The following is a 23,118-nucleotide window of genomic DNA, read 5'->3' as shown; positions in this document are numbered from 1 at the left end:
TTAAAAAAGAAGTTTAAACTATATTAAATAAATTATATATTAATAAGTTATACAGTCAAAGCTCGTGCTATGCTCAAAATTACGGAATATTCCCTTAAAAAGCTTGAACTATTTGACAAAACCAAGCGAAAACGCCTTTATCGTGCCGAAAATCGGACCCTCACGCCCCGTTACGGCTGTTTTGGGTGCGATTTCCTTCTCCGTCTCTGCTGATTTTGACGAATCTTGTCTTCCATCCCCTGTTCTGTGGCCTGGTAAAAATGAGCGCCGTCCAGCTTGTCCGGAAGGTACTGCTGATCGACATAGTGCCCCGGAAAATTGTGCGGATACTGATATCCTACGTGACCAAGCTTCTCCGCTCCCTTGTAATGGGCATCGCGAAGATGCAGCGGAACGGAAGCTTCCCCGATGGCATCGAAAGCGCCCATCACCGAGGCAATCGCCGTTGGAATCGCATTGGATTTGGGACTCTCCACCGCAAACAAGATCGCCTGCGCGATAACATATTTGGATTCCGGCCAGCCAATCTTGTGGTAGGCGTCCATCGCCGTCACCGCCTGCACCATGGCCTGAGGGTTCGCCAGACCGATATCCTCGCTGCAGGCAACGATCAGCCGCCGCAGGAAGGTCATCGGGTCCATGCCGAGCTTCTCGACGGCATACAGGAACCAGAACAGCGCGGCGTCGCTCGAGCCGCGCACGCTCTTGTGGAAGGCCGACAAGACGTCGTACTGCGTCGACTCGTCGGCCTTCACGGTCGGCCGCCGAATCGACTCTTCGGCGACGGCCAGGTTTACGCGCACCACCCCGTCCGCATCCGGCGGGGTGGTCAGCGCGGCGAGCTCGAGCGCATTGAGCGCGCGGCGGATATCTCCGCCGGCCATGCGCGCAATGTGCTCGAGCGCCTCGTCCACGGCCTCGAGCGGCATAAAGCCGAGGCCGCGGTCGCGGTCGGTGAGCGCGCGGCGCAGCGCGACAAGCGAATGCTCGTGCGTCAGCGCGTGCAGCTCGAAAAGCGTCGAGCGCGACAGCAGGGCCCCGTTCACATGGTGGAACGGGTTCTCCGTCGTCGCGCCGATAAAGACGATGATGCCCTGCTCGACCGCCGGCAGCAGCGCGTCCTGGCGCGAGGTGTTAAAGCGGTGCACCTCGTCGAGAAACAGAATCGTTTTGCGGCCGTACAGGTCTTTATTGTTCTTCGCCTGTTCAATGACCTCGCGCACATCCTTGACCGACGCGTCGACTGCATTCAGCTTGACGAACTCCCCCTGCGTCGCGCGGGAGATGATGTTGGCAAGCGTAGTCTTGCCCGTCCCCGGAGGGCCGTACAGCAAGATCGAGGTCACCTGATCCGCTTCGATCGCGCGTCTCAGCAGCTTTCCCGGTCCGACGATATGCTCCTGCCCGATATATTCATGAAGCGCAACCGGACGCATCCGGTCAGCCAGCAATTTTCCCTGCGGACTCTCCTCCGCGGCAAATGTAAACAAATCGAAAGCCATCGTAATCCCAACCTTTATCCTGCAGACTTCTGCGCTGCAGTTACTTCATTATATATTATAAGGCCCGCCCGCCCGAAACACCAATATGCTGCGAGTTTGAGGGCTCCGGCGGCCCTGCCTGCTCCCTGCAGACAAATTGCATAATACGCTCCGGGCAGGTCCTATGAGGAAATACGAAGCGGTAATTTCGGCAGTCCGTTTGGAAAATAAATCAAAAAAACATGACGCTGAAGGCCTGCGCCCTAACGTCATGTTTTTTGGCTATTTATAAAAGCTTATCGCTTCGGGATTCGGCCCCAGGCCGTGAACGCCATCCGTTGGCCGGCGGCATCCGGAACCTCGCTTACGATCCGGCTTTAGCCGCTTTATCCAGCAAATCCTTTACTACGACGCTGACCGCGATGAGACCCGCCACCGGCGGGACGAAAGCGTTGCTCGCAGGCGGCTGCTGGGCTTTGCGGATATCCGGCGCATTGTCCGGGACGATCTTTTGCGTTACATCCGGCCGCGGCTTCAGCGGCTCCTCCGTGGAAAACACCACTTTCACGCCTTTCTTGATGCCTTCCTTGCGAAGCTTATGACGGATGACGCGGGCCAACGGATCGACCGTCGTTTTTGAAATGTCGCCCACCTGGAACTTCGACGGATCCATTTTATTGGCAGCCCCCATGCTCGAAATAATCGGGATTTTCCGCTGCAGGCACTGCTTGATGACATGGATTTTGTAGCTGACCGTGTCCGAGGCGTCAATGACATAGTCCAGCGGATACGCAAACAGCTGTTCATACGTTTCTTCGGTATAAAACATGCGCAGCGACACCGCATCGCACTCGGGATTGATCTCTTTGATACGATCGCGCATCAGATCCGATTTCGGCTGACCCACGGTCGATAACAGCGCATGCACCTGCCGGTTAATATTGGTGATATCCACCACGTCTTTATCGATCAGTATAATGCGTCCGACGCCTGTCCGGGCCAACGCTTCCGCTGCGATGGAGCCGACGCCCCCGACGCCCAGCACCGCTACGCAGCTGTTGCGCATAACCTCCAGTCCTTCCGGACCGATGGCAAGCTCCGTTCTTGAAAATTGATGCAGCATTCGGGCTGCCCTCCTTTAAATAAGCTGAATCAGCGCGTTCCCCCGCCGGGGACGGCTGGTGCCGGAAAAGCGGATCAAGCCGCCACTTTTGTATTGCCAGTGACCGCTCAATCCGCTTTTCCCCTTGCCCTGCCGGCTGCTTACTTGGAAGCAGGCTGCTTCAATGCCAAACGGATCGACAATTGCTCCAGCTGCTTGTTATCCACTTCGCTCGGCGCATCCATCAGAAGATCCGTCGCGCTCGCTGTTTTCGGGAACGCAATCGTTTCACGCAGGTTCGTGCGTCCTGCAATCAGCATAACCAGACGGTCGAAGCCGAATGCGATGCCGCCGTGCGGAGGCGTGCCGTACTCGAAAGCTTCGAGCAGGAAGCCGAATTGCTCCTGCGATTCTTCCTGGGAGAAGCCCAGCGCGTTAAACATTTTCTCTTGTACTTCCCGCTTGTAAATCCGCATCGAGCCGCCGCCGACTTCGTACCCGTTCAGTACAAGGTCATACGCCTGGGCGCGAATTTGGCCCGGATCGGTGTCGAAGAAGTGGAGGTCTTCTTCCTTCGGACGGGTAAACGGATGATGCTCCGCAACATAACGTTTGGCTTCCTCATCATAGCCAAGCAGCGGGAAGTCAACTACCCATGCGAATTTGAATTCCTTCTCGTTGATCAAGCCCAGATCGCGTCCGATTTTGAGACGCAGGTTGCCCAGCACGTCGGCAACGACTTTTTTCGTATCGGCCGAGAACAGCAGCAGGTCTCCTTCTTCCGCTCCGAGACGTTCCTTCAGCGCTTCCAGCTCCTGCTCCGTGAAGAACTTCACGATCGGCCCTTTCATTTCGCCGTCCTTGAGCACAACCCATGCCAAGCCTTTGGCTCCGTAACGGGAAGCGAAGGTACCCAGATCGTCGATGTCTTTGCGGCTCCAGCTGCCGCAGCCTTTTGCGTTCAAAGCTTTGACTTGACCGCCTTTTTCAACAACGGAAGCGAATACCTTGACGCCGGAGTTCGCTACGATATCGGAGACGTCGCTCAGCTCCAGGCCGAAGCGAAGGTCCGGCTTGTCGGAGCCGTATTTGCCCATAGCATCCGCATAGCTGATGCGTTGGAACGGACGCGCGATGTCATTGCCCGTCGTTTGCTTAATCAGCTTCACAACCAGCTCTTCCATCATGTCCAGCAGCTGATCCTGGGACAGGAACGAGGTCTCGATGTCGACCTGGGTGAATTCAGGCTGACGGTCCGGCACGAAGGTCCTCGTCGCGGAAGCAGCGGGCGATTTGATAATAACGCTCTACACCGCCGACCATAAGCAGCTGCTTGAAGATTTGCGGCGATTGCGGCAGCGCGAAAAACTCGCCCGGATGCACACGGCTCGGCACAAGGTAATCCCGTGCGCCTTCCGGCGTGCTTTTGGTCAAAATCGGCGTTTCCACTTCAAGGAAGCCGTTCTCATCCAGGAAATCGCGGAAAATCTTGGCCGCTTTGGAGCGGAGGAACAGCGTGCGCTGCATTTCCGGACGGCGCAGGTCCAAATAGCGGTATTTCAAACGCAGCGATTCGTCGATTTCAATGCCGTCTTCGATAAAGAACGGCGGGTTTTTCGCCGTATTCATGATTTCGATTTCCGTTACGCGGATTTCAATCTCGCCTGTCGCCAGGTTCGGGTTCACGGTCGCCGCATCGCGCTCGACCACTTTCCCTTGGACAGCAAGCACGTACTCGTTGCGCGCACGGTTCGCCACGCCCAGCGCTTCACCGGAAAAGTCCGGGTTAAATACGATTTGCACCAGACCGCTGCGGTCGCGCAGGTCGATGAACAATACGCCGCCCAGGTCGCGTCTGCGCTGCACCCAGCCGTTCAAAATAACCGTTTCTCCTACGTTGGCTTTCGTTAATGTTCCGCAATGATGTGTCTTTAACAACATGATTACCATCTACCTCCTAAGATTAATAAAGCAAAAATCAATGGGATATCCGCTCCTGCATTGCAGCGGCAAATTGCTCCAGCGATACGGTCTGCTGTTCGCCCGTGGCCATCGTCTTCACGGTAATTTCCCCGCGGGCCAGCTCATCATCCCCGAGGATAGCTACCGCTTTCGCATGGTACCGGTTCGCCGATTTCATCTGGGCTTTGATTTTGCGGCCCAAGTAGTCCTTCTCGGCCTTCAGGCCGGCTGCGCGGAGCTGCTGCAGCAGCTTCGCCACTTCTTTCTCCGCCGCCGCTCCAAGTCCGATCAAGTAGACATCCAGCGGAGGAGCCGTCGGAATCTCTACGCCCTGCGCCTGGAGCACGAGCAGAATGCGCTCCATGCCAAGACCCAGACCCACGCCCGGCTGATCGTTGCCGCCGATTTGACCGACAAGCCCGTTGTAACGGCCGCCCCCGCCGATCGTATCGATCGCTCCGATCCCCGCCGCCTTGTATTCGAAAGCGGTGTGCGTGTAATAATCGAGTCCGCGTACGAGACGCGGGTTAATGCGGATCGGAATGTCCATCGCCTTCAAGTGCTCCTGTACGGCCTCGAAATGCACCGTGCACTCCTCATCGAGATATTCCAGAATCGTCGGCGCTCCTTCCCCGTACTTCTGATCGATTTTACAATCAAGAATACGCATTGGATTACGGTCATACCGGGACTGGCAGTCCTTGCACAGCTTATCCTTCACAGGGGCAAAAAACTGCTGGATCTTCTCGCGGTATACCGCGCGGCAGGACGGGTTGCCGACAGAGTTAATCTCGACGGTCACTTCCTTCAGCCCGAGCTCCTTATAAAACGTGTAGCCGAGCGCAATGACCTCAGCGTCGATGCTCGGATCCACAGCGCCGAACGCTTCGATGCCGAATTGGTGGAACTGGCGGTAGCGGCCCGCCTGCGGCTGCTCGTAGCGGAACATCGGTCCGATGTAATACAGCTTGCTGACGTCCGGTTCGCCGTACAGCTTGTTCTCCACATAAGCGCGGACCACGCCGGCCGTTCCTTCAGGGCGGAGGGACATGCTGCGGTCCCCTTTATCGGTGAAGGTGTACATCTCCTTCTCGACGATATCCGTCGTCTCGCCGACGCCGCGCTGGAACAGCTCGGTGTTCTCAAAAATCGGCGTACGGATTTCACGGTAATTAAACCGGGCGCACAGCTCTCTGGCTTTGTTCTCGATATACTGCCATTTCTCAATTTCTCCGGGAAGCAGGTCCTGCGTTCCTTTGGGCTTTTGAATGCTCATCTATGGCAACTCCTTTCTGAAATCGGCGCAATGCTTGGCTTGGTCCCTAAATCAAAAAAACTCCCGCCCCTGACAAAGTCAGGGACGAGAGATTGATAACGTACGTTCTCCCGCGGTACCACCCACGATTCGAATCGAAGCACTTCCTCCCGGCGCAGAAGCTGCACGTGCAGCCTGCCCGCTGAAAGAGGCGTTCCATTCACACTCATGCGGTTAACGCCCGCGTTACGCATTGCAGCTACTGTGTCACGACAAAGTCATGTACGGTTCCCTGCATGTCCTCGGGGAGGTCTGTTCGTTCGATTCACATCGGGAAGCTTGCAGCCTGAGGCTTCCTTCTCTGGGTATGGAGGTTCGAAGTACTGTGTCCCTTCAACGGATCCAAGATTCGTTTCAGCAAAACTAGCCTGTAATGTTAGTATTGTAATATCGAAATTTGGCAAAGTCAAGCAAAATGCGCGTTCTTGCGACAGGAATGGCCAACTGCCCTTTATTTTGCCTCGGTTACCTTCTTATATACGTCACGAACGATCATATAAGTGTCCCCGTTGGTCAGCTCCTGTTTGTTGGAGATGCCATCGACCGTGGCTTTGCTTAGAACGCCTTGGGCTTGCAGTACCTGTAGCGCAGTCCCTTGAGGCGCATCCACCTTCAGCAAAGCTGCGCCCAACTGCGCCGCTTGGTCGAGCGTGAGAGGCTGCTTGGCCGCGTCCTTGACATTGGCGATAACGGCCGCTGCGCTCCCCTGCATGGAAGCCGGCTTGAACTTGCGCATGCCTTCAAGCAGATTAACCATCCGCTGCAAATTGGAAGCCTTGTCCAAATCGAACTCGTTCTTGTATCCGCCTGTAGCGAGTCCAAGACTAACAGCCGTTTTCAAGCCCTCATACGACTTGTTCTCCATGAACGGAGCCGGCTTTAACGCGAATGGCTTCAAGTCCATTCCCTGCTTGTTCAGCATATCCTGAAGCTTGGCGATCGTTTCCTTGGACGCCGACATTTGCCGGAAGCTCATGCCGCTCTCGCTGGCAAGCTTGGCGGCCGCTCCTGCCGCTTCACCTTCCGCCATACCGACCGGAATCACGCGCGCGCTTCCATGAGGAAGCGTGTTATAGCTCGCTGCACGCCCCACGACCAGCAAACCATCCACCTTCAGCGGAACGATGCTGCGGAAAGGAACCGCATATTTATCCGGATCGATGACTACCGCTCCGTTGTCCTTCGGACTGGTTCGCTGAATATCTACCGGGTAGCCTCCGAAAGCGATCCGGTCCCATTGGTCCCGGTTTTCCAGCAGATCGTTAATGGAAAGCCGGTATTCTCCCTGAATATGACGCGATTCGCGCACATACAGCTCGGGAGCGATACCGTCGAGCTCCACGCCCTCAAAATCAGGGTACTTTTCTTTCAAGTAGGCAAGCACGTGCGGCAGCTCGTCCTTCGCGATTTGAAAGGCTTCCTGCTTCGATTTCGGATCGAACGGATCGACTCCGAAGATTTGCAGCGCGTTTACCAGCATCGTGCCGTCCTTCTGACGGCCGCCGTTCAGACCGCGCATGCGGACCTTTTCTTTATTGACGGCAGGATACTCCTGCATTTTATCGAAGCCCCAGAGACTCATCTCGTTAATGCCGTATTTCCCTTGCCCTTTATCCTCCGCGGCAATCGTCTTGCCGAATTGCTTCCACCGCTCGGGCGTAATGTTGCTCAGGCGGAACACCGCGGTAACGGCCATCCGGCTCTTCGGATCGCCCAGATCCTCCCGGCCGACCGTGAACGGAACGCCTGCCGCAGCCGCAATGTCACCATCCTGCGTAGCGTCTATAACCGCTTTCGCTTGAACCGTCTGCTTGGTGCCATCCGCCTTAGTAAGGGTCACTCCGCTTATTTGGGCGGCTGCACTTCCCGCATCGGACGCAACCTGCGGCTCAATCGCTTTGGCTTTCATCAGCACATCGATGTTCTTCTCCTTGGCCACCATTTGGTAGAATGCGTTGGCTGCCGTTGTGACGTCGAAGGAATCCCCTTCGATTTGGTTATACCATTCGCTGAATATACCCTTATTCATAATATCGTGCTTCGTCAGCACATTTTTGGTCGGCTCATAGTTCATATCGATGCTGTTCAGCCAGCCTTCGGTCATAAGCCCCCCCAGTACATCGCGGTCATGCCCGTCCACAAGCAGCGTGGATTGTCCGTTGCGCGCCGCCGATACAGCGGCTGCCACCCCTTCCGGTCCGTCCCGACGACAATCACATCGTAGCTGCTCTTAACATTCTTCACCGACTTGACTTCCTGCAGCGCCTGCGGCTTCGCGGTTGTTCCCGCTCCCGCTCCTCGCTTGGCCAGCATATACGACCCTGCTCCGATCGCCGCAACAAGCACAACGGCGGCGATGGCCAGCAGCCATCCTTTTTTATTACCGGTTGAATACCCCTCTCTACCCATCCTGCACCCCGTATTTCATCATAGTAGTCAGACCTGTCTCGACAACAGACAAATCTCTTATGTATTGACGAAGCTGCTGCGCTATTGGTTTCACTTTTACCTTAAAGCCAAAGCCGCTTCCTGCTGACTGCCCGCCAACTAAGCTTCCTTACTGCAACGAGTTCGGGCAACAATGCTTGTTTCCCTATCAAACGCAAAACTAGATTTAAGTTTACCACATGTAGACCCGCGAATAAAATGCGCAAAAAGGCCCCAGGGAGAATTCCCTCCCGGAAGCCTTTTCATGTCCCCCTCCGTCAGCGAAAGGTTTTGCGGGGCAGCCGCTTCAACTGCTCGCTGATCGAGGAGTAATCAGCGGCCGTTTCGTCTACCGTTAATGCGGCGGCTGTCATGGCAACCGCTTCTCCCATGCTGCAGCAAAGCAGCTGCTGCTCCGGTTGAACCGTCAGTTTCTCTTTTCCCGATTGATGCATCAGATGAGCTCCTTGTTGTGAGGATATATGTCTATGTTGTCCAATTTCAGGGAGCGCTAATCTGGGAGGAAACGATAAATGGAGCGCCTGCCGGAGAAACGGTATTCGCCTCTTTCTGCCGCAAGCCGCTTGTCGTCGTTGACCCAACCGGCCGTTCCGATTGTGCCGCGTTCCGCTTGCAATGGGGCCGCTGAGCCTCAGAGTTGAGAAAATCGGTATAGGCTCTGGTCACGGCCTCTGAAAACCTACTAAACCCAAAAAAGGGTTGTCCCGCACAGCCATTTGACTGCAGGACAACCCTTTCCCGATACGGCAGGGGCTTCCCCTGCCGTCTGCCGCACCAGATCAGCCTAACGGCTTTCCACGATCAGCGTCACCGGCCCATCGTTGACCAGCGATACCTCCATCATGGCGCCGAAGACGCCCGTTTCCACCCTTAGGCCCTGCTCTCTCAGCAGCTCGTTAAACCTGTCGTACAAGGGCAAAGCCTGCTCGGGACGGGCTGCGGCCATAAAGTTCGGGCGTTTGCCCTTGCGGCAATCGCCATAAAGCGTAAACTGGGAGACGGACAAAATCTGACCGCCCGTATCCGTAACGGACAAATTCATTTTCCCGGTCTCATCCTCAAAAATACGCAGACCGGCTATTTTCTCGGCCGCATAGCGCGCATCCTGCTCGGTATCCTCATGGGTCACTCCGACCAGCAGCACGAGCCCGTGCTCGATGGCTCCGGCGATATTCCCCTCCACCGTCACCTGCGCCTGCTTGCTTCGCTGTACTACTACTCGCATCGCTTGTCTTACCTCTATTCTATTTGGCTTCCTCAGGATTGCATGATCCGCTGCACCGAATAAACGTCCCGCACCCGTTTGATCTTTTCTACAACCGAGTGCAGATGCTCCACATTGCGGATCAGAATCGTCATATGAATGATCGCCATTTTATTCTTGTCCGAACGGCCTGTCACCGCAGAGATCAGCGTCTTGCTCTCCGAAACGACATGGAGCACGTCATTCAGCATATCCGGACGGTTATGGCCGGTAATCTCAATTTCTACGCTGTAGTTCGCTTCCACCGCGTCCGACCATTCCACTTCAATGACGCGGTTCCCTTCCTCGCCGCAATCGGGCGCAGGGATATTCGTGCAGTCCGCGCGGTGAACCGATACGCCCCGGCCGCGCGTGATGTAACCGATGATCTGGTCTCCCGGCACCGGATTGCAGCAGCGGGCAAAGCGAACGAGGAGGTTGTCCACTCCTTTCACGCGTATACCGTGGGTTGGCCGGTTTTTGCGCTCGGCAGGGGCTTTAACGACTTCCTTGATCTCGTTCGTTAATTGAAGCGCCTGCGCCTGAGCTTCCTCCGCTTCCTTGCGCATCTTCTCGGTGAGGCGGGTAACGATTTGGGCGGCCGTAATCCCGCTAAAGCCGACGGCAGAGAACATGTCCTCGACTTCGTTGAAATTAAACTTTTTGGCCACCTCAAGGAGCTCATCGTCTTTCATCAGCGTAGGCGGATCGATGCCGAGACGTCTCAGCTCGCGCTCGATCGCATCCTTGCCCTTCTCCACGTTCTCTTCGCGCTTTTCCTTCTTGAACCACTGCCGGATTTTACTGCGCGCATGGGAAGACTGGGCCAGCTTAATCCAATCTTGACTGGGCCCATAGGAATGCTTGGAGGTCAAAATTTCCACGATATCCCCCGTTTTCAAACGATGATCCAGCGGTACGATCCGGCCATTTACTTTGGCGCCGATCGTCCGGTTGCCGACCTCCGTATGAATCCGGTAGGCAAAGTCCAACGGGACCGAGCCGGCCGGAAGCTCGATCACCTCACCTTTAGGTGTAAAGACGAAAACAAGGTCCGAGAAGAAATCCATCTTCAACGATTCCACAAACTCGGACGCATTTTCCGTATCCTGCTGCAGCTCCAGAATTTCCCGGAACCAGCCGACCTTATCCTCGAAGCTGCCTGAAGGCACCATGCTGCCTTCCTTGTAAGCCCAGTGCGCAGCCACTCCGTATTCCGACGTTTTGTGCATTTCGAAGGTACGAATCTGAACCTCGAGAGGCTCTCCCTTCGGGCCGATAACCGTCGTATGCAGGGACTGGTACATGTTCGGCTTCGGCATCGCGATATAATCCTTGAACCGGCCGGGCATCGGCTTCCAAAGCGTATGAATAATGCCTAAAGTGGCATAGCAGTCTTTTATGTTATCTACAATGATCCGCAGGGCAAGCAGGTCGTAAATTTCGTTAAACTGCTTGTTGCGCGCCGTCATTTTCTTATAAATGCTGTATATATGCTTAGGTCGTCCGGAAATATCGCTTTCTATCCCCATTTCGGACAGCTTCTCGTTAACTGTGGAGATGACGTCATCGATATATTTCTCCCGCTCCGCCCGCTTCTTCTGCATCAAATTAACGATCCGGTAATACTGCTGCGGATTCAAATAACGGAGTGCGATGTCTTCCATTTCCCACTTGATCGCGGAAATACCGAGACGGTGTGCAATCGGGCAAAAAATCTCCAGCGTTTCGTCGGCAATCCGGCGCTGCGCTTCCTCGGACTGATGCTTTAACGTACGCATATTGTGCAATCTATCGGCAAGCTTGATCAGGATGACCCGAATATCCTGAGCCATAGCTACAAACATTTTACGGTAGTTTTCGTTCTGATGCTCTTCCTTGCTTTTGAACTTGATTTTTTCCAGTTTAGTCAAGCCGTCCACCAGCATGGCACAGGTTTTGCCGAATTTGGCCTCAACCGTCTCCAAAGAAACCGTCGTATCCTCTACCACATCGTGGAGCAGCGCGGCGATGATAGATGTCGTATCCATCTGCATGTTAACCAAGATTTCGGCAACCGCAAGCGGATGCAGGATATAAGGCTCCCCGGATTTGCGAACTTGGCCCGAATGAGCCTGTTCAGCGAACTCGTAGGCTTCCCTAATCCGCTTCAGATCATTTTCTTTGACGTAGCCGGCCGCCTTCTCAAGAAGCTGCTCTATCCCCATTCGTTTATCCATTCCCTTAAATCGATTTTAATTCATTATGCCTCCCCGATAGGCACTACGTCAACTTATTTGCTCTATTTCGACATATTTTGCTGCTGTCTAAGAGGTTTTAGCATCCCGGAGGGGACAATCGCTCAAGCCGGAGCTTGCTCAGGTCAAATTAGAGCTTGCTCAGCGCCTCCTTAATCAGCTCCCTGCGCTCCCGAATGTAGCTGCGGATCAGCTGGCGCTCTCCGTCGAAAACGGACAGCGACCACTTCCTGGCGGTATCCCTATATATATGAGGCGCAATACTCTGCGTCATTTTCAGTACAAGCGGATCGATTTTGGTGACGGTAAAATGGGACTTCAAAATTTGCTTTAACAGGTTTTTATAGCGAAGCCTGACGGCTTTATTGGAAAGCAGCTTTTTGGTCAGCTCGTTATAGCCGGTTACCCGGACCAGATCGCTGCCGCATTTTTTGCCATAGCAGTTCCGGCCCCAGGTTCCTTCATAATCCCAAGGAATCATCCGGTATTTCTTTCTGGTTTTATGCCGGTATACGGCGTAGTTCTGGTCGAAGCCGTCGTAATTTCCCGTACACACCGCTCCCGCCAGCCATCGCAAATAGTTGTCGATATCCAGCTCCTTCATCAAGTATCGGCTTAATTGCGGTTCTTTAAGCGTATTCAGCCGTGAAATGAACGCCTTCCACTCGGTACGATCCGCCTGCCTGCCCATCTTTTGCTCGTAGCCTTTAAACAAAGACGACTTCTTCCGGTCGGATTCCGGGCCCAGCAGGCTGAAATTCGCGTAATCATTCACCGCGTAGAACAAAGATTGAACCGCAATCCCCCGCCGCCGGAAAAACATCCGGTCTACGCCCTCGATCTCCAGGTAGACCCCCAGGCTCTCCTCATTCAGCTTCAGAAGGCAGTGACGGGTACTGGAGCAGGGCACTCCGATCCATTCAAAAAACTTGAACGATAAAGCATTGCGTATCATGGAAGGATCGTCATATTCCGCATTGTAATGGAAGGTTTTGCCCCTGCGGACGATCTCATACGACCGTTTAGGGTAGTTTCGCGTATGCCCCCCGCGGTAACGCAGCTGAATCGGCTCTCTTTTGCCTCCGCTAACGATAAAAGCATCGACGAACTTGTCGCTCCATATATCTTTCTCCAATGTCTTCAGATCCTGATCGCCAATCACAATGTTTCGAGTGGGAAGCTCCATCTGCTGAAAACCGCCTCTCTATGTCAAAGATGACCGCTCCGACGTCTCGTAGAAGTGACGGCGCAAGGACTGCTCCCTAAGACCGTGCCCCAAGACGTGTGCGTATGACGTGATTGATTCCTGGCGGCAAATGCTTATTTTCACCCGTGAACCAACCAAGAAAAAAGCCTATCAAATGAATTGATAGACTTCTTATAGGTAATTCACTGTATGCGATTATCCATACTGAAGCCACGGCGTCTGTTCCCATAGGAACAATTATCCGATGTCGTGGCTGCTATAGCCGCCCTCTTGATGCTTATTATGACCGCACAAGCACCAATATTCCTGCGCGATAGGGCTGTAATGGCTGCGATGGCTTTTGTGGCCTTGGCTTACATGACTTTTATGGCTCTTATGGCTTTTATGACTTTTGTGCTCCCAGCAGCAGTGTTGGCTGCGATTGCCTTTTGTTGTTTCGCCCTGCATGCTGCGATGGCTTTTGTGGCTATGGTTTCCTTTGCTGCATTCCTTCCAAGATTTCATTTTAGGGCTGCTTTTGCTCTCCTTAGCGCATCCACAGCTTTTACCTTTGCTCTTCCCCTTGCTTCTATCAACACTCATTTCATCTGCCTCCTATTTTTAGAATTAGTTTATTCTATGAAGAAATCATAGGAAGGTTCTGGACCATAGTTCATAGATTCGGAAATATATCAATATCCCTATGTTTTGGTATCTTACAATCCTAGCGGAGATAGAAGTGGAATTTACTATTTCTAGATTTCAAACCAGTACCAATCCTTACCGGATACATATATTTAAATTATGGATTCCCTATCATGACTGTTGGAAGGAGGCTGGTGCCGATGGGGTAAATCGATAGACTATCGGCAATTTTTCCAATAGATGCTTCAACAGAGGAGGGCAGGATCCCGTACTTGGCGCACCGGGATTCTATAGACTTCAGCAAAGCTAGTTGTTTCACGGGGGAGATTATAATAGAAACTTCCGCTTCCTTGTGGAGTGATTCCCTCAAACAATACAAGCAATCCATTGGGATTGGAGGTGCAACTATGACGGCCATCAAAGCCTTGATTGGAAAACAGGTCGAGCTTCTCATTTCAGGCAAAAAAACACCGATGCAGGGCAAGCTGATCGATGTGGGCAGCGATATTCTCGTTTTATATAACGGAAAAAAGTTTCAATATACCCCTCTGCTTCACTTGAAGCAGCTTACTCTATCCGAAGAAAGCCCGATCCCCTGCGAGGATAACCTAACGGATGAGCTCCCTTTTGAAAATCAAACGGATATCGCCTATCGAAAGATTCTCATGAATGCCAAAGGGGTTTTCAGCGAGATTTATACAAGCGGGAATCAGACCATCCACGGCTATGTGACAAGCATTATGAATGACTACTTCGTCTTCTACTCCCCCGTGTTTCATGCAGTATATATTCCCATGCAGCATTTAAAATATATGATTCCTTATGATCCGAATGTAACGCCTTATGCATTGACTCCCGAGCGTTTTCCGCTCAGTCCCGCGACAATGACCTTGGCCCGGACCTTCGACCAGCAGCTCAAAAAGCTGGAAGGCCAGTTCGTGATCCTGAATTTGGGTGAGCATGCGAACAGAATCGGCCAGCTTAAAACGATACAAAATCATTTGATCGAGCTGGTCGCAGCCGGCGGCGAACCGGTTTTTCTTCATATGGATCATATTAAAAGCGTTCATTTGCCGTAATCCGCCATGTCGGAAGCATGCATCGTTTAAACAAAAAAAAGACCCGAATTCCTATCCGGATTCGGGTCTTTGACTTATTAATATTGAACCAGGGAAACGATATCGATTCCGCCCAGCTTCTCGCGTCCGTTCAGTTCCTCCAGCTCGATCAGGAAGGCCGCACCGATAACTTCGCCGCCCAGCTGATTAACCAAATTAATCGACGTCGCAATCGTTCCTCCGGTTGCCAGCAAATCATCGGCAATCAGCACCTTCTGCCCCGGCTGGATGGCATCCTTGTGCATCGCAAGCTTATCCTTGCCGTATTCAAGCGCGTAGTCGGCCTCAATCGTCTCGCCCGGCAGCTTGCCGCTCTTGCGAATAGGTACGAATCCGATGCCCAGCTCAACCGCGAGCGGCGCTCCGATAACAAAGCCGCGCGCCTCCGGCCCGGCAATAACGTCGATCTGCTTATCCTTCAGCTGACGCGCCATTTCTTGAATGACCTGTTTGTATGCAGGTCCGTTATGCAATAAGGTCGTGATGTCCTTGAAGCTGATGCCCGGCTGCGGGAAATCTTCAATGACGCGGATATATTCTTTGAAATTCATACTATTTCCTCCAATAATGTCGATTGTGCCTTCGTCTGTGCGGCTTTAAGAAGCCATTCCTGTAGCTCTTGTGCGCTGGAATACAGCAGTATCTGCTCCACCTCCATGCTTTGCTGCCGTTTCCGGTACAAAGCCGAGGTAGCTAAATCTTTCTTGGCCGGCTGCGGTACGGCCGTAATTCCTTCGGGGCTTTGATGGATAAACCCCAGCTCGGTGAACACGTCCAGCATGAACTGCACTAAGGCCGGGGATAAACCGGAGCGTCTGGAAATCCCGTCCAGGAATACGTTTCGCGCCAGCGGCCTTCCCTGCTGCTGCTGTACCGCGCCGTATACTTTCTTGAACATATCCCGGGTCGGCAGAGAGCTTTCCTTCTTATCGCCGGAGCTGAAGACGGCATACCAGCGTTGAACCTTAACAGCCTGTGCCACAGCCGACTCCAGCTCAGATAACGAAGGAGGGAGATCGTATAAGATCCAGTCCGTTGCCTCCGCCAGAGATCCCCGCTCTGCCATACCGTTTAAAGGAATCAATCCGGGCTTCCCGCCCGGCTCCATCCCCCAAACCGGATAAGACTCGAACAGATACCGCTGCGTTCGGGCCGCGTTCGAATCGAATGCAATAATAGCGGACATCGGAGTTCCCTCCCCTCCTTTACCGAGGGACGGGGACTGCTGCTGCAATCGCTCGGCAAGCTCCTTGAGCCTGTTCTCGAGCTTCGCCGCTCCGCGCCAATCGAACAGCTGAATATGTTCGATTCGGGCATCCTGAAGAATCATCTGCGGCTTGCGCACGCCGTTCCATTCATTCACCGACAGCTCGCCCAAAACATCCATCGCCGCCGTTGAAGATATCCACGGCAGCAGCCCGCTCTTATTGAACCCTACCGCATCCAGCGCGGCAGAGGTTTCCTGAACGGCTTGCTGCAGCGTCAGCTTGATATGCTGCTGCTCCTTGCCTATCGTCCTCAGCTCCTGATACCGGACGCTTGGAATAACGAAACGAGGCGTCGGATTCCCCATGCCGAACGGACTCAGCTGCTCCAGCTGGCGAATCGTCTCCAAGGAGACGTCTTCCAGGGTGCTGACCAGGTCCGCCTGCAGAATCGGCGTATAGTCCTCCGGAGACAGCCACTCCTCGGCCAGCAGGTTCAGCCTGCGCTCAAGCTCGGGCAGCTTCTCCCGGGCCAAGGTCATGCCCGCCGCCGCTTGATGCCCGCCGAAATGATCCATCAGATCATGGCAGCGGGTAAGCGCCTGATGCATATCAAACCCGGCGATCGAGCGCGCGGAGCCTTTCGCCATGCCGGTCTCTTGATCAATGCCCAATATAATCGTGGGGCGGTATACTTTATCGACCAGCTTCGAGGCGACGATACCTATAACCCCCACATTCCACTGCTCCCGGGCGAGCACGATCACGCCGGGCAGGCCTCCCTGCTCGGCTTTTTTCTGCTCCAGCAGTTCAATCGCTTCCTTGGTCATTTCCTCAACAAGCCGCTGCCGTTCTTTATTGAGATGATCCAGCTCTTCAGCCATCTGCACCGCGGAAGCCAAATCCTCCGAAATAAGCAGACGAACCGCATCATCGGCATTGTTCAGCCTGCCGCTCGCATTGATGCGCGGCGCCAAGGCAAACCCGATATGGGTCGCATTCACGTCCTTCGCTGCGATGCCGCCAACTTCCAACAGGGCGCGGATCCCCTTATTCGAGGTTGACCGCATCCGTTCGATGCCCTGCCGGACGATAACCCGGTTTTCGTCAAGCAGCGGCATCAGATCGGCCACCGTCCCGATGGCTGCAAATTCGAGCAGCTCTTCGGGCCAGCGGTTTAACAACGCCTGCGCCAGCTTCAGCGCAACGCCTACGCCGGCCAGCTGCTTGAAGGGATAGGGGCAGCCCGGCTTTTTCGGGTTAATGATGGCAAATGCGTCCGGCAGTCGTTCCGGCGCCTCGTGATGATCGGTCACGATAATGTCAATGCCGAGCTCCGCCGCATAAGCAATCTCTTCCACAGCACTAATCCCCGTGTCCACGGTAATAATCAGCTGCACCCCTTGGTCGCGGGCAGCCTCCATCGCCGCTTTGTTAAGACCGTAGCCTTCGTGAACACGGTGCGGGATATAGTAATCGAAGGAAGCATTCAGCTGGCGGAGCAAATGCACCATCAGCGTGGTGCTGCTTACTCCGTCGGCATCATAATCTCCATACACCCGAATGTACTGCCCTTGCTCCAACGCCTCCCGAATCCGAGCGACAGCTTGGTCCATACCATCTAAAAGGAACGGATCGTGAATCAGATCCGTTCCTCCGAATAAGAATGCCGCCGCATGCTCCTTGTCCGCAATTCCTCTCACGACTAACAGTCGGGCTACGAGAGGAGAAATATGCAGCTCGTTCGACAATTCCTCCACCTGACGAGCATCAACCTCGCTTATTTTCCACCTTGCCCGTGCTTGAAGCATGTGTAACCTCCGTTTTAATGCAATAAAGTGGGGTAATGATCGGGATCGGAATCCGCATTGTTCTTGTACGGATATCCCGGATCATAAGGATTAACGTGAATCGATACGTCCGAAACATGATGAAATCTTTTCATCAGCGCTTGCTTCGCAAGCCTTGCAATTTCATGCCCCTCTTGAACCGAGATTCTCGGGTTCACGCTGATTTGAATATCTACCAGGACGTAATGTCCGTGCTCTCTCGCCCGCAGCTCGTCAACCGCAATAACGCCTTTAATCGTTTGTACCGTCTGAATCAATGCTTTTGCGTCATCTTCATGAAGCTTGTGCTCCATATGGCTATGTACGGCTTCCATCACAAGACGGCAGCCCATTCTCAACACCAGAAACGCAATAAAAACACCCGCCAAAGGGTCTAAATAATAAAGATAAGCATAACCGGAATAATTGCCGATAATGGCTCCCAATACGCCGACCAAAGCGGCCAGCGAACTATATAAATCCGACCTGCGCTCCCCTTCAAAGACGGTGAACCTAGGAGTAGAAAGCTTGCTTCCCAGCCGGGATTTATACTGGAACATGAATTCTTTTACCACAATAGAGATCGCGATAGCAACCAAAGCGGAGGCTCTAGGCGCAGACGCTACGCCATGGTAGAGCGTCTTCAGGGATGTCACGGCGATTTCGCAGCCGATGGCCAGCAGAACGACAGAGACGATAATGGAGATCATCACTTCGGGTCTTCCCTGTCCGAGCGCGCGCTGATCCTCCTTGGGCTGCTTTGCCGCCCTTAGTCCTGTCAGCACTACAAAAGAGCCTGCCACGTCCGAGGCCGAATGGAGAGCGTCCGCGATCAGCGCCTTACTTCCGGAGAAGTATCCCATCGCCCCTTTCATGACCGCCAGGCCAAGATTGCCGACGATACCGATCCAAGTGCCGAATTCGGCTTTTTGCATACGTTCCTCAGTCATGGGGCCACTCCTTAAGGGAATTGATAGAAAGGCCGCGGAAATATAGATTTACGCGGCCAGCTATTATTCTTTTACTGCAGCAGCCCTGGTTTTAGAACTCAAGGATTTATTCTTCAGCAGATAATACAAAGGACTGGCAATACAAATGGAGGAATACGCCCCCGAGGTCAATCCGATAATTTTGGCAAGCGCGAACAGCTTGATGGACTCGCTGCCGAAAATAAACAAGCACAGCGCGGCGATAAGAACAACCACGACCGTATTAATATTTCTCGCCATCGTCTGCCAAATACTGTTGCTCAGCATATTGGACAAATCTTCCGAGGTTTTCAGGCGGGTGAAGCGCAGATTCTCTCTGACCCGGTCAAAAATAACGATTTTATCGTTGATAGAATAACCGATTGTTGTCAGAACAGCCGCAACAAACGGCAGATTCACTTCAAAGCGGCAAATAGCGAATACCGCAATAACGATGAAAGCATCATGCAAGATGGCGATAATGGCCGCAATGGCAAACCGCCATTCAAAGCGAATACTTACGTAAATGCAAATCGCAACGCTGGCAATGGCTACCGCAATCATGGCTTTGACGCCCAGCTCGCGGGCAATGTCCGGCGATACGGTGTTGACCTCCTGCGAAACTTTGTCGCCGAAGGCGGTCTTCATGCCTTCATTGATTTTCTTCACATCGGCTTCGGAAAGGATCGTGTCATACCGCGCCGAGATATGGTCATTGTTGCCGCTGATCGAAACAACCGCAGGCTTCAATCCCAAACTGTCGAACGTTTTATCCACTTGCTCCCGGGTCACGGTTTGTCCCGCATTAATATCGAGCGAGGTCCCCGCTTTAAAGTCAACGCCATAATTCAGGCCGAAGGCTACAAGCACGATCAGGCCGATCAGCAAAAGCGCGGAAGAAATGCCGAAAAACTTGTTGCGGTTTTTTATAAAATCAAAATGGTTCCTATAGTCCACGGATTTCGGCCTCCTTCACACCGTACAAGGACGGCTTATTAAACTTGTTGCTCTTGATCAACAAGTGAATGAGGAGACGCGAGAAGAATACGTTCGTCAGAATACTCAAAATAATACTCATAATCGTCGTTAAGGCAAATCCGCGGATCGCTCCGTTCCCCACGTAGTACAATACAGCGGCGGAGATCAAGTTCGTAATGTTCGCATCCATGATTGTACGGAACGAATGCTTGGAACCGGATTTCAAGGAAGAAAGCAAGCTTTTGCCGCTGCGGATTTCTTCTTTGATCCGTTCATACGTAATGATGTTGGCGTCGACCGCCATCCCGATCCCGAGCACGAAGGCCGCGATCCCCGGCAGGGTCAGCGTCGCTTTCATCAGCCAGAATGCGCCCAGCAGCAGCCAGATGTAAGTAATGAGGGTAAAGGCTGCAACCAGACCCGGCAAGCGGTAAAAAGCAACCATGAAAATCAGAATCAGAATCGCGCCGATTAAACCGGCTTCGACCGTTTGGTGCAAGGACAACTGGCCAAGCGATGCGCCGACCACTTGCGTATATTTCTCGGTCAGCTTCAGCGGCAGAGCCCCTAAGTTGATCGTATCGGCAAGCTCCTTGGCTTCCTCATACGTATAATTACCGGAAATGGTAGCATTGCCGTCCGACAGTACGCTCTGTACGATAGGCGCGGACAACTGCCGCTCGTCCAAATAAATGGCAAGCGGTTTACCCACCAGCTTCTCGGTGACCTTTTTAAATTTCTCGGCGTCTTTTACTTTAATATTGATTTGCGCACGGTTGGACTGGTCAAAGCCTACTTTGGCCGCGCCCTCTACGAAATCGCTCCCAATCATTTCCTTCGTGCCGTCAGGACCGCGGAATGTCAGTTCAGCCGGCTCCTTCATGCTCTTGCGGACTTCTTCTTCGTTCTTTACGTCCGCCAAACGAACACGAATGCGGTTCGTTCCTTCCGTCGTCACTTCCGGCTCGGCAACGCCCAAGGAATCGGCGCGCTTCTCCAGGCTGCGGGCTGTCTCTTTCAGCGCGTCCTGCGTGACTTGCTTGCCTGCCTCAATCGGCTCGGCGACATACAAAATTTCGAAACCGCCCTTTAAGTCCAATCCCAGCTTAATGTTGTTAACCAAGCTTGGAGTGGTATACCCGGCAATGCCCAGCGTCACAAGCACTACCAGAATAAAGATCACAATCCGTTTCATATAAATAACGATCTCCTTCCAGTCTCAATATGCCTATTATACCTACCTGCGAAAAACGAGTCAATTTGACAAATTTCCAGCCGGTCGCAAGAAGCGTTCGTTCCATCGGAAAAAAAATAACCCTTCCGTTATTTGAAAGGGTCCGATTTATAAATGCTCATGGTCAGCCAGTTCATAAAGCTCGTGACCTTAAGCGATAAAATATCGTTTACAATCCTGTGGAGATGCGGAATTCCGGTTTTCCGGTACTTGTCGCTTACGCACTCCCATATCTCCTTGCCTGTCACATGCTCGTAGCCGAGCATATGAAATTCCTCCGCCTTGCTGTTACATATATTCTCAATGACCCCACTCAATTCCTCATCGGACAATGGCTCCTCGGTCTGCTCCTGCTCCGCAAGCATAGGCTCCTCCGCTTCCTCTTCAGCCTTTAAAACCGATGCGTCACGCTCCTCTTCCCCCATCGCCGTTCCCTCCTGCCGCGCAGCATTCTGATTTGTAAGCTAATATTCGCTGCGAACCGTTCATTTCCTGCCCTGGCAGCTCAAAATTGATAAAAATTGTGCATGCCATAGGACAGGTTCCGCATATCCATTAAGTAACCCATGGGAGGAAGAGGGATTTACAATGACGAAACAGTCGTTCATACACGGCACCATGATTCTGCTTGCAGCCGGCATAATTAACCGCATCCTCGGCTTCATTCCCAGAATTACGCTCCCCCGGCTGATCGGTGCCGAAGGCGTAGGGCTTTATCAGATGGGCTATCCCTTCCTGATCGTCCTGATGACTCTGATTACAGGCGGCATCCCCATTGCGGTAGCCAAGCTGGTCGCCGAGGCCGAGGCGGAGAACAACGAAGCCCGGATCCGGCGTATTTTTCGGCTTGCGCTGAGCTTCTCTACAGGCCTGAGCATTCTTTTCGCGGCCATGAGCCTATTGGGAGCCCGCTGGATTACGGACCATTTGTTTACGGATTCCCGCGTGTACCTGACCTTCATCTGCATGACGCCGATTCTCATCTTCGTGGCCGTCGGTTCCGTGTACAGGGGATACTTTCAAGGAAGGCAAAATATGGTGCCCACCGCACTCTCGCAGGTCGTCGAAACGATCGTCCGCATATTTACCGTTCTGCTGTTCGCCTATTGGATGCTGCCTTACGGGATTGAGTATGGCGCGGCGGGTGCGATGGTCGGCGTCCTCATCGGAGAAATCTGCGCCGTCGCCGTGCTCTACATTTCTTATCGCCGCAGCCGCAGAAGCTCTCACGGCGTTCCTTCGGCCAGAATCGGCTCGGAGCTCATGGCCGGAAGATGGCACCAGCTGCGGCAGCTGATGGGACTGGCCGTTCCGATTACCGGGAGCAAGCTTGTCGGCTCATGCTCCTATTTTTTCGAATCGATCCTGATTGTCCAGAGTCTGGCCTTGGCCGGCGTAGCCCCCGGGCTGGCAACCGCACAGTACGGCGCTCTGCAGGGAATGATTATGCCAGTCCTGCTGCTCCCGAGCGCTCTGACTTACTCCTTATCCGTCTCCTTAATTCCGTCCTTATCGGAGGCCGCGGCCCAAGGGGACATGAAAACGATTCATGCCAGACTCCATCAATCCTTGAAGCTCGCCCTGGTGACAGGCGCCCCTTTTGCCATGATGATGTTCGTGCTTGCCGAGCCGCTTTGCCAGTATTTATACGGCAGCCGCGAAATTGCCTCCATGCTCAAGATCATGGCGCCGGTGGCGCTGTTCATCTACTGCCAGGCTCCGCTTCAGGCAACGCTCCAGGCAATCGAACAGGCCGGGAAGCGCCCTGGTCAATACTTTGATCGGCTCCGTAGCCAAGCTTGCACTTATCGTCCTGCTTGCAAGCAAGCCGCAGTTCGGCATCCTGGGCGCGATTGTAGCCATCAACATCAATATTGTGCTGGTCACTCTTTTGCATTGGCACAGTGTGGTCAAGCTGCTCCGTTTCCGGATGCATGGCGCCGATTTTCTGAAAATAGCCGCCGCGGTAGCGGTTTCGGGCTGGGCGAGCTATTCCATCATGCAGTTTCAGTGGTCGGATAACGGCTTGATCCGCTTTATGGCGGCCTGCACCGCAGGCATGCTCTTATACTTGATCTGCTCGGTCTTCCTCCGCCTTATTCAGCGCAGCGATCTGCTGCGGATCGTATGGCTGGGCAAAAAATTCGTCAAATAAAAGCCGGCGGCG

The 23,118-nt window shown here is 53.5% G+C and carries 18 protein-coding genes and 2 pseudogenes; 4 read left to right on the top strand and 16 right to left on the bottom strand.

Features of this window, described 5'->3' with window-relative positions; all coding sequences use genetic code 11:
• Positions 1–170 precede the first annotated feature (170 nt).
• From ACHHV8_RS06375 to ACHHV8_RS06345, 7 genes and pseudogenes are all read right to left on the bottom strand, one after another.
• Entirely contained in the window at positions 171–1,502 is a 1,332-nt protein-coding gene (locus ACHHV8_RS06375) for a replication-associated recombination protein A (RefSeq protein ID WP_395157529.1), read from the bottom strand.
• A gap of 343 nt (positions 1,503–1,845) precedes the next feature.
• Complete coding sequence (locus ACHHV8_RS06370; RefSeq protein ID WP_395157528.1) at positions 1,846–2,604, bottom strand: tRNA threonylcarbamoyladenosine dehydratase; 759 nt, start codon at positions 2,602–2,604, stop codon at positions 1,846–1,848.
• A 140-nt stretch (positions 2,605–2,744) separates the two neighbouring features.
• A pseudogene (gene aspS / locus ACHHV8_RS06365) lies at positions 2,745–4,524 on the bottom strand (aspartate--tRNA ligase).
• Between the two features lie 37 nt (positions 4,525–4,561).
• On the bottom strand, positions 4,562–5,821 hold the full coding sequence (gene hisS, locus ACHHV8_RS06360) for a histidine--tRNA ligase (protein ID WP_395157527.1): 1,260 nt from the start codon (positions 5,819–5,821) through the stop codon (positions 4,562–4,564).
• Between the two features lie 490 nt (positions 5,822–6,311).
• Positions 6,312–8,048: an FAD-dependent oxidoreductase gene (locus ACHHV8_RS06355; protein ID WP_395157526.1), complete on the bottom strand. Its 1,737-nt coding sequence runs from the start codon at positions 8,046–8,048 to the stop codon at positions 6,312–6,314.
• A complete protein-coding gene (locus ACHHV8_RS06350) occupies positions 7,961–8,269 on the bottom strand; it encodes a hypothetical protein (protein ID WP_395157525.1) in 309 nt (102 codons plus the stop codon). Before ACHHV8_RS06350 ends, ACHHV8_RS06355 begins: the two co-directional genes overlap by 88 nt.
• A gap of 296 nt (positions 8,270–8,565) precedes the next feature.
• Complete coding sequence (locus ACHHV8_RS06345; protein ID WP_395157524.1) at positions 8,566–8,742, bottom strand: hypothetical protein; 177 nt, start codon at positions 8,740–8,742, stop codon at positions 8,566–8,568.
• A 17-nt stretch (positions 8,743–8,759) separates the two neighbouring features.
• Between ACHHV8_RS06345 and ACHHV8_RS06340 the strand changes: the two genes are divergently transcribed.
• Entirely contained in the window at positions 8,760–8,936 is a 177-nt protein-coding gene (locus tag ACHHV8_RS06340; RefSeq protein WP_395157523.1) for a hypothetical protein, read from the top strand.
• Between the two features lie 156 nt (positions 8,937–9,092).
• Here the strand turns inward: ACHHV8_RS06340 and dtd are convergent, their stop codons facing one another.
• From dtd to ACHHV8_RS06325, 3 genes are all read right to left on the bottom strand, one after another.
• On the bottom strand, positions 9,093–9,533 hold the full coding sequence (gene dtd, locus ACHHV8_RS06335; protein ID WP_395157522.1) for a D-aminoacyl-tRNA deacylase: 441 nt from the start codon (positions 9,531–9,533) through the stop codon (positions 9,093–9,095).
• A gap of 32 nt (positions 9,534–9,565) precedes the next feature.
• Positions 9,566–11,758: a RelA/SpoT family protein gene (locus ACHHV8_RS06330; RefSeq protein WP_395157521.1), complete on the bottom strand. Its 2,193-nt coding sequence runs from the start codon at positions 11,756–11,758 to the stop codon at positions 9,566–9,568.
• A 160-nt stretch (positions 11,759–11,918) separates the two neighbouring features.
• A complete protein-coding gene (locus tag ACHHV8_RS06325; protein ID WP_395157520.1) occupies positions 11,919–12,974 on the bottom strand; it encodes a CotH kinase family protein in 1,056 nt (351 codons plus the stop codon).
• A gap of 270 nt (positions 12,975–13,244) precedes the next feature.
• Between ACHHV8_RS06325 and ACHHV8_RS06320 the strand changes: the two genes are divergently transcribed.
• Together ACHHV8_RS06320 and ACHHV8_RS06315 are read left to right on the top strand one after the other, a co-directional pair.
• Entirely contained in the window at positions 13,245–13,628 is a 384-nt protein-coding gene (locus ACHHV8_RS06320; protein WP_395157519.1) for a hypothetical protein, read from the top strand.
• Positions 13,629–14,026: 398 nt separating this feature from the next.
• Positions 14,027–14,698, top strand: a complete 672-nt coding sequence (locus ACHHV8_RS06315; RefSeq protein ID WP_395157518.1) for a DUF2642 domain-containing protein — start codon at positions 14,027–14,029, stop codon at positions 14,696–14,698.
• 77 nt (positions 14,699–14,775) lie between these two features.
• On the opposite strand, the gene ACHHV8_RS06310 is transcribed toward ACHHV8_RS06315, so the two are convergent.
• The 6 genes from ACHHV8_RS06310 to ACHHV8_RS06285 form a co-directional block, all read right to left on the bottom strand.
• Entirely contained in the window at positions 14,776–15,288 is a 513-nt protein-coding gene (locus ACHHV8_RS06310; protein WP_395157517.1) for an adenine phosphoribosyltransferase, read from the bottom strand.
• Positions 15,285–17,753: a single-stranded-DNA-specific exonuclease RecJ gene (recJ, locus tag ACHHV8_RS06305; protein ID WP_395157516.1), complete on the bottom strand. Its 2,469-nt coding sequence runs from the start codon at positions 17,751–17,753 to the stop codon at positions 15,285–15,287. Before recJ ends, ACHHV8_RS06310 begins: the two co-directional genes overlap by 4 nt.
• 14 nt (positions 17,754–17,767) lie before the next feature.
• The gene (locus ACHHV8_RS06300) at positions 17,768–18,721 is read right to left on the bottom strand and encodes a cation diffusion facilitator family transporter (protein WP_395157515.1); all 954 of its coding nucleotides are present in this window, start codon (positions 18,719–18,721) and stop codon (positions 17,768–17,770) included.
• A gap of 63 nt (positions 18,722–18,784) precedes the next feature.
• Positions 18,785–19,696 (bottom strand): protein translocase subunit SecF, encoded by a 912-nt coding sequence (gene secF / locus ACHHV8_RS06295; protein ID WP_395157514.1) that lies wholly within the window; start codon positions 19,694–19,696, stop codon positions 18,785–18,787.
• On the bottom strand, positions 19,686–20,912 hold the full coding sequence (gene secD, locus ACHHV8_RS06290) for a protein translocase subunit SecD (protein ID WP_395157513.1): 1,227 nt from the start codon (positions 20,910–20,912) through the stop codon (positions 19,686–19,688). Before secD ends, secF begins: the two co-directional genes overlap by 11 nt.
• A gap of 128 nt (positions 20,913–21,040) precedes the next feature.
• Positions 21,041–21,376 (bottom strand): post-transcriptional regulator, encoded by a 336-nt coding sequence (locus ACHHV8_RS06285; protein WP_395157512.1) that lies wholly within the window; start codon positions 21,374–21,376, stop codon positions 21,041–21,043.
• A gap of 163 nt (positions 21,377–21,539) precedes the next feature.
• On the opposite strand from ACHHV8_RS06285, the pseudogene spoVB reads away from it, so the two are divergent.
• A pseudogene (spoVB, locus tag ACHHV8_RS06280) lies at positions 21,540–23,106 on the top strand (stage V sporulation protein B).
• The last annotated feature ends 12 nt before the right edge of the window (positions 23,107–23,118 follow it).

Origin of the sequence: Paenibacillus sp. TAB_01, from assembly GCF_043945595.1 — a bacterium.
In the GTDB taxonomy this organism is placed as follows: domain Bacteria; phylum Bacillota; class Bacilli; order Paenibacillales; family NBRC-103111; genus Paenibacillus_S.
Note: the sequence above shows the minus strand (reverse complement) of the source record. Positions and strands in the feature narration are given on the sequence as shown.